At 71.6% G+C, this 7,460-nt stretch carries 7 protein-coding genes; 3 read left to right on the top strand and 4 right to left on the bottom strand.

Features of this window, described 5'->3' with window-relative positions; genetic code table 11:
- Positions 1 to 186 precede the first annotated feature (186 nt).
- The 3 genes from aceB to ACJ6WD_RS03340 form a co-directional block, all read right to left on the bottom strand.
- Complete coding sequence (gene aceB / locus ACJ6WD_RS03350) at positions 187 to 1,827, bottom strand: malate synthase A (protein WP_020930886.1); 1,641 nt, start codon at positions 1,825 to 1,827, stop codon at positions 187 to 189.
- 369 nt (positions 1,828 to 2,196) lie between these two features.
- Positions 2,197 to 2,775, bottom strand: a complete 579-nt coding sequence (locus ACJ6WD_RS03345; protein ID WP_407615115.1) for an NTP transferase domain-containing protein — start codon at positions 2,773 to 2,775, stop codon at positions 2,197 to 2,199.
- A 136-nt stretch (positions 2,776 to 2,911) separates the two neighbouring features.
- A complete protein-coding gene (locus ACJ6WD_RS03340) occupies positions 2,912 to 3,142 on the bottom strand; it encodes a hypothetical protein (RefSeq protein ID WP_016578997.1) in 231 nt (76 codons plus the stop codon).
- A gap of 512 nt (positions 3,143 to 3,654) precedes the next feature.
- Here ACJ6WD_RS03340 and ACJ6WD_RS03335 point away from each other — a divergent pair.
- The gene (locus ACJ6WD_RS03335) at positions 3,655 to 3,942 is read left to right on the top strand and encodes a DUF5955 family protein (protein ID WP_016578996.1); all 288 of its coding nucleotides are present in this window, start codon (positions 3,655 to 3,657) and stop codon (positions 3,940 to 3,942) included.
- Positions 3,943 to 3,973: 31 nt separating this feature from the next.
- Here ACJ6WD_RS03335 and ACJ6WD_RS03330 read toward each other — a convergent pair whose 3' ends face one another.
- Positions 3,974 to 4,777, bottom strand: a complete 804-nt coding sequence (locus ACJ6WD_RS03330; RefSeq protein WP_016578995.1) for an IclR family transcriptional regulator — start codon at positions 4,775 to 4,777, stop codon at positions 3,974 to 3,976.
- A gap of 260 nt (positions 4,778 to 5,037) precedes the next feature.
- Here ACJ6WD_RS03330 and ACJ6WD_RS03325 point away from each other — a divergent pair, with 260 nt between their 5' ends.
- Entirely contained in the window at positions 5,038 to 5,844 is an 807-nt protein-coding gene (locus ACJ6WD_RS03325; RefSeq protein WP_016578994.1) for an aspartate/glutamate racemase family protein, read from the top strand.
- Positions 5,845 to 5,886: 42 nt separating this feature from the next.
- Entirely contained in the window at positions 5,887 to 7,440 is a 1,554-nt protein-coding gene (locus ACJ6WD_RS03320) for an NCS1 family nucleobase:cation symporter-1 (protein ID WP_407615098.1), read from the top strand.
- Positions 7,441 to 7,460 lie beyond the last annotated feature (20 nt).

Genomic DNA, 7,460 nt, shown 5'->3' with positions numbered 1-7,460 from the left:
GACGGGCCGGCGGACGGACGGGCCGGATCCGGCCCGTCCGTCCGCCGGCCCGTCGACGCCTTCGCCGTGCGCGCGCACCGGACGCCGACAGCGCGAAGGGCCCGCGCACACCACGGAGCGGTGGGGTGCGCGGGCCCTCGGGTCCGTGCCGGCCGGGTGGCCCGGACCGGACCGGACCGGATCGGATCAGACCAGGAGTTCGTACGCCGGCAGGGTGAGGAAGTCGGCGTAGTCGGCGTCCAGGGAGACCTTCAGCAGGAGGTCGTGGGCCTGCTGCCACTTGCCGCCGGTGAAGGCTTCGTCGCCCACCTCGGCGCGGATGGCGGCCAGTTCCTCGGCGGCGATCGTGCGGACCAGGTCGGCGGTGACCTTGGTGCCGGCGTGGCCCTCCTCGGCGAAGACGACGCCCGCGTCGACCCACTGCCAGATCTGGGAGCGGGAGATCTCCGCGGTGGCGGCGTCCTCCATCAGGCCGAAGATGGCGACCGCGCCGAGGCCGCGCAGCCACGCCTCGATGTAGCGGGTGCCGACCTGGACCGCGTCGACCAGGCCCTGGTAGGTGGGCTTGGCGTCCAGCGAGTCGATGGCGATGAGGTCGGCGGCGGCCACCGAGACGTCCTCGCGCAGGCGGTCCTTCTGGTTGGGCTTCTCGCCGAGGACCGCGTCGAAGGAGGCGCGGGCGATCGGCACCAGGTCCGGGTGGGCGACCCAGGAGCCGTCGAAGCCGTCGCCGGCCTCGCGGTCCTTGTCGTTCTTCACCTTGGCCAGGGCCCGCTCGTTGGCCTCGGGGTCCCGGCGGTTGGGGATGAAGGCCGCCATGCCGCCGATGGCGTGCGCCCCGCGCTTGTGGCAGGTGCGGACCAGGAGTTCGGTGTAGGCGCGCATGAACGGGGCAGTCATCGTTACGGCGTTGCGGTCCGGGAGGACGAACTTGGCGCCGCCGTCACGGAAGTTCTTGACGATCGAGAAGAGGTAGTCCCAGCGGCCGGCGTTCAGCCCCGAGGCGTGGTCGCGCAGCTCGTAGAGGATCTCCTCCATCTCGTACGCGGCGGTGATCGTCTCGATGAGGACCGTGGCGCGGACGGTGCCCTGCGGGATGCCGACGTAGTCCTGGGCGAAGACGAAGATCTCGTTCCAGAGGCGGGCTTCCAGGTGGGACTCGGTCTTGGGCAGGTAGAAGTACGGGCCCTTGCCGAGGTCCAGCAGACGCTGGGCGTTGTGGAAGAAGTACAGGCCGAAGTCGACCAGGGCGCCGGGGACCGGGCGGCCCTCGAACTGCAGGTGGCGCTCCTCCAGGTGCCAGCCGCGCGGGCGCATCACCACGGTGGCGAGTTCCTCGGCCGGCTTGAGGGCGTAGGACTTGCCGCTGCGGGCATCGGTGAAGTCGATCCGGCGCTCGTAGGCGTCGATCAGGTTGAGCTGGCCGTTGACGACGTTCTCCCAGGTGGGAGCGGAGGCGTCTTCGAAGTCGGCGAGCCACACCTTGGCGCCCGAGTTGAGTGCGTTGATCGTCATCTTGCGGTCGGTGGGACCGGTGATCTCCACCCGGCGGTCGTTGAGCGCGGCGGGCGCCGCGGCCACCTTCCAGCTGTCGTCCGCGCGGATCTGCGCGGTTTCGGGGCGGAAGTCCAACGTACTGGTCCGGGCGATCTCGGCACGACGCTCGGCGCGGCGGGCGAGCAGCTCATCGCGGCGGGGGGTGAACCGCCGGTGCAGCTCCGCAACGAAGGCGAGCGCAGCGTCGGTGAGGACCTCGCCCTGCCGTTCCGGGGTGTGTGCGGGGTCGACTTCGACAATGGCCAGCGGGGACGGCGCTGGTGCGGACATGAGCTGTCACTCCATTCAGCGGCGGTGCCTGGCGGCCGCCGGGGCACCTGAGCGGCACGGGGTGCCGAGGGTTCCGAGACACGGTCGCGGGCGCCGTACGGATAGCAGGGCGCTTCTGACCAGTGGAGACTAGTTTCCTTATCGCGGAACTTCAATGGTTTGTTGACATCGAGATTCTCTGAGTCGACAGAAACCTTGATCGAATGGCTCTCGGTGCCACAGTGGTCACTCTCCATCACTCCCGCACCGGGGTGACGGTTTCCCGTCAACTCGCGGTCGTGGCCGCCGTTCTGGTCGCCGAGCGCGCCGCCCGCCGCAGAATGTGCGGCCCTTCATACGGTCGCACGAGGCCCGCGCGACGGCCCGCGCTCACTGGAGCCGTCGCAGATCTTCCGGCGTGTCGATGTCGTACGCCTCGGCCACGTCGCCGCACTCGACGAGCGTCAGCGCCCCGGCGTGCTGCCGCAGGTAGTCCCGCGCGCCGCGGTCGCCCGTCGCGCTCGCCGCGATGGCCGCCCACCGCGCGGCGCCGAACAGCACCGGATGGCCGCGCGCGCCCCCGTACGCCGCGGCCGCCAGTGCGTCCCGCCCGGTGCACGCGGCCACCACCCGGGACACCGCGGCGGCGCCGATGCCGGGCTGGTCCACCAGGGACACCACCACCGCGTCCGCCCCCGAGCCGGCCAGCGCCGCCAGTCCCACCCGGAGCGAGGAGCCCATGCCCTCGGCCCAGTCCGGATTGACCGAGACGCCGTAGCCCGCCAACTCGGCCCGGGCGCGGACGGTTTCGGCGGCCGCCCCCAGCACGATGTGCACCGGTCCGCAGCCGGCGTCCCGCAGCACCCGTGCGGCGTGCTCGACCAACGGGCGTCCCCGGTGGTCGAGCAGCGCCTTCGGCCGTCCCCCCAGCCGCCGCCCGCCGCCCGCGGCGAGCAGCAGCCCGGCCACCTTCCCCTCGGGCCGTCCGGCCCCCGTCGTCCCCCCGACGCCTGCGCTTTCCCCTGGATGTGCCATGGGGACTGCTTACCTCATGGCCGCGCGCGGCGCCCCGTGCCCCCCGGAACCGGGCGGTGCCGGTTCCCCCTCAGGCCGCGTCCCCCGACGTCCGCTGCCGCGGGATCCATGGCCGCAGCCGGTCCCGGAGCCGTGCGGTCCGTTCGTCCGCGTCCCGGCGCTCACTGACATAGCGGTGTATGTGCTCCTCGGTGATCTCGGAGGCGTCGGCCAGGCCGTACGCCCGGCAGATGAGCTGGACGACGCTGAGGTGCCGGGAGTCGGGATGGGGGCCTGGGTTGGGGCCGGGGTTGGGCTCCATGGCGTTCTCCGATCCAGTGGTCCAGTGATGTGCGATTCGGTGATATGCCGGACATTTCCCGGAAGGGAGAATGCTCCACCGCGCGGCGCCGTATCCCTTGTACGGGATACGCCCACGCCAACGGGTGCCCCGGGGAACGCACGTACTGACGCATGGTCAGGTGGTGGCGGGGTAGCGCGCACGACCCGCGCGACGGGGGCGTGCGGTGCGGGCGCCGCGGGGCGCCCGGAGGTGCGGGAAACCGGTCGGCTGGTCGGGGGAGCCCCCGGCGAACGGCGAAAACCGGCCAGTGGCACGGGAGGGGACGCCGGTCGCGGTGCCCTCGGCGTACGGGCCCGGCGCGACGGGACGGCGCCCGCGCCGCCGTCCCGACGAGGTGCCGTTGATCGAGTTTTTCCCGCCGCCCGTATGGCGTCGGCCGCGCACCGTGGCGTTAACTGTCCCGCATCGTGGGACGGGCAACGGCCGGGGAGGGCGCCGTCGTTGTGGGACAGCTGCAGGAGGACGGCCGCATGACCGGGGACCGGAACGATCCGAGGGTCCGCGCACTCCGCGTGGCGGTGGGCCGGCTCCGCCGCCAACTGGCCGTCCTGCCCGGCGAGTTACCGGACCGTGCGGCTGCCGACGACGAACTGGCCGCACTGGATGCGATGGTGAGCCACGGCGCCCCCGAGGTGATCCGGCTGCGCCGTTCGCTGTTGTTGATAGCCGGGGCGGTGGGCTCGGTGAGCGCACTGTCGCCGGCGCTGTCCGAAGTCCGCGAGCGGATCGACGGTTTCGGCGGGCTGCCGGGCGGGTGAGGCGACCCGGGCGGGGCGGCTCACCCGGACCTCACGCCGGCGTCTGGTTGGCCAGCGCCACCGACAGTTCGGCCGCCACTTCCTGGAGCACCGGGATGATCTTGTCCGTCGCGGCCTCGGTCACCCGGCCGGTCGGCCCGGAGATGGAGATCGCCGCGGACGTGGGGGAGTTGGGGACCGGAACCGCGAGGCAGCGGACACCGATCTCCTGCTCGTTGTCGTCGACCGCGTAGCCGAGGCGGCGCACGTCGGCCAGGGCGTCGAGGAAGTGCTCCGGGTCGGTGATGGTCTTCTCGGTCGCGGCGGGCATACCCGTGCGGCCGAGGAGCGCGCGGACCTCCTCCGGCGGGTGGTTGGCCAGCAGGGCTTTGCCGACGCCGGTGGAGTGCGGCAGCACGCGGCGGCCGACCTCGGTGAACATCCGCACCGCGTGCCGGGACGGGACCTGCGCGACGTAGACGATCTCGTCCCCGTCGAGGAGGGCCATGTTGGCGGTCTCGCCGGTCTCCTCCACGAGGCGGGCCAGGAACGGCCGGGCCCAGGTGCCCAGCAGGCGCGAGGCGCTCTCGCCGAGCCGGATCAGGCGCGGGCCGAGGGCGTACCGGCGGTTGGGCTGCTGGCGGACGTAGCCGCAGGCGACCAGCGTGCGCATCAGGCGGTGGATGGTGGGCAGCGGCAGGCCGCTGCTGGCCGAGAGCTCGCTCAGGCCCACCTCGCCGCCGGCGTCGGCCATCCGCTCCAGGAGGTCGAAGGCGCGCTCGAGGGACTGGACCCCGCCGCTGGCGCCTGCAGGCTTGGCATGGGCGGCGGAGGTGCTGGCGCTGGACGGCGGCACGTCGCGTTCCTTTCGGGGCGGGTCGGATCGGTCTCGGCTCTTCATCCTTGCGGGCGCCGGGCCCGACCGGAGCAGCCTACCGGTCACACCGCGCAGGTACACCGCCTATCGCACAGTCGTTCCCGCCGGTCAGCGCCCGTATGTCCCAAGGTGCCACCTCCTTGCCGTAGATCTCTTGACGGTGCCAGTGGCCGTAGCTACGTTCTGCTGCGCGAAACCTACTGTCCATTCTGTGGAATCCTCCAAATCGTTGGAGCGTCATGCGCATTCTCGTCATGAACCCGAACACCACGGCTTCCATGACCGCTTCGATCCGCGCCACCGCCACCGCGGTCGCCGCACCGGGCACCGAGATCCTCGCCACCGAACCCCTCTGGGGGCCGGAGTCCATCGAAGGCCACTTCGAGGGGTACCTCAGCGCCGCCGCCGTCCTGGACCGGCTCGCCACCCTGGACACCCCGTTCGACGCGCTGGTCATGGCCGGCTTCGGCGAACCCGGCCGGGAGGGCGCCCAGGAACTGCTGGACGTCCCCGTCCTGGACATCACCGAGTGCGCCGCACAGATGGCGCTGATGCTCGGCCACTCCTACGGCATCGTCACCACCCTCGACCGTGCCGTGCCGCAGATCAGGGACCGGCTGCTGACCGCCGGGCTGCTCCAGCGCTGTGCCGGGGTCCGCGGCACCGGGCTCGGGGTCCTGGAACTGGAGGAGGACCCGGAGCGCACCGTCGAGGTGATCCTGCAGACCGCCCGCGCGGTGGTCCGCGACGGTGCGGAGGTCATCTGCCTGGGGTGCGGCGGGATGGCCGGACTCCAGGAGCGGGTCGCCGCGGAACTCGGGGTGCCCGTCGTGGACGGCGTCGCCGCCGCGGTGAAGTTCGCGGAGGCGGTGGTCGGCCTCGGCCTGACCACCAGCGCGCAGCGCAGCTTCGCCCCGCCCCGCCCCAAGGCCATCGGCTCCTGGCCGCTCAGCCGCCACCTCGCGCGCACCGCGGCGGGGGAGCGGTACCGCATGCACGATTCCGCACGTCACACCGACTTTTCCAGTGAAACGTCAGGCATCTGACGACTGACGCCCAAGCTCCACCCGACCTGCCTGGGAGGACTCATGAGCACATCCCCGCAGCACCGTCCGGGACCGCCGGACCCGAGGCTCTTCAACGAAGACCTCGCACCGGCGGCGAAGCGCACCTGGGGCACGTACAGCGTCTTCGCGCTGTGGATGTCCGACACCCACGCGATCAGCAACTACGCCTTCGCCGCCAGCCTCTTCGTGCTGGGGCTGCCGGCCTGGGAGGTGTTCCTCGCCCTGCTGGTCGGCATCACGATCGTCTACTGGCTGATGAACCGGATGGGGCACGCCGGGCACCGCACCGGCGTCCCCTACCCGGTGCTCGCCCGGGCGAGCTGGGGCGTCTACGGCGCCAACATCCCGGCGCTGTTGCGCGCGGTGATGGCGGTGGCCTGGTACGGCATCCAGACCTGGCTGGCCTCCACGGCCGTGGTGCTGCTGACGTTGCAGATCGCACCCGGCCTGGACGCGTACAACCACAACTCGGTGCTGGGGCTGTCCACCCTGGGGTGGATCGCCTTCATGGTGATGTGGGGGCTGCAGGCCGCGCTGCTGACCCGCGGCATGGAGTTCATCCGCAAGGTCCAGGACTTCGCGACCGGGCCGGTGGTCTGGCTGGTGGTGCTGGCGCTGGCGGTGTACCTCGTCATCGCGGCGCACGGCGACATCTCGCTGACCCGCAGCCTGACCGGGCTCAGCGGCACCGCGCAGCTCCGGCAGAGCCTGATCGCGGTCAGCCTGACCGTGGCCACCTTCTTGACCCTGGTCCTCAACTACGCCGACTTCGCCCGCTTCACCCCCGACCACCGCTCCTACCGGCGGGGCAACCTCGTCGGGCTGCCGGTGAACTTCACCGCCTTCGCGGTGGTCGCCGTCCTCGTCACCGCCGGCACCATCGCGGTCTTCGGTGAGGCGATCTACGACCCGGTGAAGGTGATCCAGAAGATCGACAACCCGGTGGTCACCGTCATCGGCGCGCTGGCCTTCATCGTCGCCACCATCGGCATCAACGTCGTGGCCAACTTCGTCTCGCCCGCCTACGACTTCGCCAACCTGCTGCCGAAGTACCTGGACTTCAAGCGCGGCGGCATGATCACCGCGGTGCTCGCGGTGCTGGTCATGCCCTGGAAGCTGTACTCCTCGGCGCTGGTGATCCAGTACTTCCTGGGCGCGCTGGGGGCCTTCCTCGGTCCGCTGGTGGCGATCCTGCTCGTCGACTACTCCCTGGTGCGACGGGGGCGGATCGACGTCGATGCGCTGTTTTCGGCCGATGCCGCCGGGGCCTACTTCTACCGCCGGGGCTACAACCCGAAGGCCGTGATCGCCTTCCTGCCGGCGGCCGCGGTCTCCGCCTCGGTGGCACTGATACCGGCCTTCGACGCCGCGGCGCCGTTCTCCTGGATCTTCGGCATGGGGATCTCGGGGCTGCTCTACGCCTTCGTCTCGCGGCGCGAGCGGGCCGCGGCCGGTGCCGGGCCGATTCCGCAGGACATCATCGCGTCGCAGGTCAGGGGCGAGTTGGTGACGTCTGTCGAGGAACCGGAGCGGTCCGGTGCGATCGCCGGGCCGGCTGCCGCATCGGGGTCTTGACGGGCCGCGGTCCTGAGTGA

The organism is Streptomyces sp. VTCC 41912 (assembly GCF_045799175.1).
Taxonomy (GTDB): Bacteria; Actinomycetota; Actinomycetes; order Streptomycetales; family Streptomycetaceae; genus Streptomyces; species Streptomyces albulus_C.
Note: the sequence above shows the minus strand (reverse complement) of the source record. Positions and strands in the feature narration are given on the sequence as shown.

Bases quoted from the DNA above. Each gene is read 5' to 3' on its own strand.
- ACJ6WD_RS03340 (WP_016578997.1), bottom strand. From the start codon at position 3,142: ATGGAGCCCAACCCCGGCCCCAACCCAGGCCCCCATCCCGACTCCCGG.
- aceB (WP_020930886.1), bottom strand. From the start codon at position 1,827: ATGTCCGCACCAGCGCCGTCCCCGCTGGCCATTGTCGAAGTCGACCCC.
- ACJ6WD_RS03320 (WP_407615098.1), top strand. From the start codon at position 5,887: ATGAGCACATCCCCGCAGCACCGTCCGGGACCGCCGGACCCGAGGCTC.
- ACJ6WD_RS03335 (WP_016578996.1), top strand. From the start codon at position 3,655: ATGACCGGGGACCGGAACGATCCGAGGGTCCGCGCACTCCGCGTGGCG.
- ACJ6WD_RS03325 (WP_016578994.1), top strand. From the start codon at position 5,038: ATGCGCATTCTCGTCATGAACCCGAACACCACGGCTTCCATGACCGCT.